Source organism: Pseudomonas sp. AC083 (genome assembly GCF_979253165.1).
Map to the genome: position 1 here is coordinate 1 of NZ_CEEDDH010000035.1, position 1,257 is coordinate 1,257.

1 protein-coding gene is annotated in these 1,257 nt (G+C 53.7%); it reads left to right on the plus strand.

What is annotated here, in order from left to right; translation table 11 throughout:
- Positions 1–265: 265 nt before the first annotated feature.
- Positions 266–1,237, plus strand: a complete 972-nt coding sequence (locus tag AC0IXA_RS27115; RefSeq protein WP_341639491.1) for an IS110 family RNA-guided transposase — start codon at positions 266–268, stop codon at positions 1,235–1,237.
- Positions 1,238–1,257: the final 20 nt, after the last annotated feature.

Here is a 1,257-nt window from a genome sequence, read left to right on the forward strand (position 1 = left end):
AAAGATCGCAGCCTTCGGCAGCTCCTTGTATCTCGACTAACGCTCCGTCAGGAGCGATAGTTCTCGACTGATCATCGAGGGAGGGACTTGGAAGCCGCGCAGCTCCTTAGGCTTTTTGCCTGTGACGTAGATCGTGCTCCAGCCCTCCACACTCACTCGTACAGTTCGCACGGTATCTTGGGCCCGCCTGCGGCGAGAGCCCGCATTCGCAAGGTTGGACAGAGTGACGTGATGATCGCAACAGGGAACAAGTGGAGAAACGATCATGTCCGGTTTTGTTGGCGTCGACATCGCAAAGAACTCCTTTGATATCGCTACACACCAGCCCAACGGCAAGCACAAAACCAAGGCCAAGTTGGCCAACGATCCAAAGGGCTTTAAAGAGTTTGAGGCGTGGCTAGAAAAAAACGCCGAGCGTTCGGCCCTGATCGTGATGGAAGCCACGAGCGTATACCACTTGGAGCTCGCGGAGTTCGTTTACAACAAAGGCTTTCGGGTCTGCGTCGTGAACCCGGCTACGACCAAAGCGTACGCTGACAGCGAACTGCGCCGCATCAAGACTGATAAAAGTGATGCCAAACTGATCGCCGACTTTGCCCGGGAAAAAGATCAAAAACTTCACCCATGGGCGCCTGAGCCGCTGAAATACCGCCAGTTAAAAGCAATGGTGCGCCGCCTGGATGACCTTCAGGAAATGGAACAAATGGAGCTTAATCGTCTGGACGTTTCCGACGAAAAGGTCAAAGACTCGATCAACTCCGTTCTGCGCCATATTGAAAAAGAGATCGTAGAAACGCACAAGGCGATCAAAAAACACATCGATGACGACCCGGATATGCGTCAGATGCGGGATCTCATCGTAACCATCGACGGCATCGGACAAAAAACGCTTGAACGATTGCTGGCCGAACTGGGTGACTTGCGCAAATACAGTGATCCTCGCCAACTGGTCGCTGCTGCAGGGCTCAATCCAAAGCTGCAGGAATCAGGAAAGCTCAAAGGTCATACCCTGATCTCAAGAGTAGGGTCGGCACGGCTGCGTGCAGGCCTTTACATGCCCGGCATGGTGGCGCTGAAACACAATAAGGCGATCAAGGCGATGAAAGAACGCCTGGAAGCCAATGGCAAGGCCCCCAAGCAGATCATCTGCGCAGCAATGCGCAAGCTGCTGCACTTCGTTTACGGAGTGCTCAAGTCTGGACTGCCATATGACCCGAAACTTGCGCTTGCCCGGTGAGGCTCAAGACGGTATCTACA

Bases quoted from the DNA above. Each gene is read 5' to 3' on its own strand.
- AC0IXA_RS27115 (WP_341639491.1), top strand. From the start codon at position 266: ATGTCCGGTTTTGTTGGCGTCGACATCGCAAAGAACTCCTTTGATATC.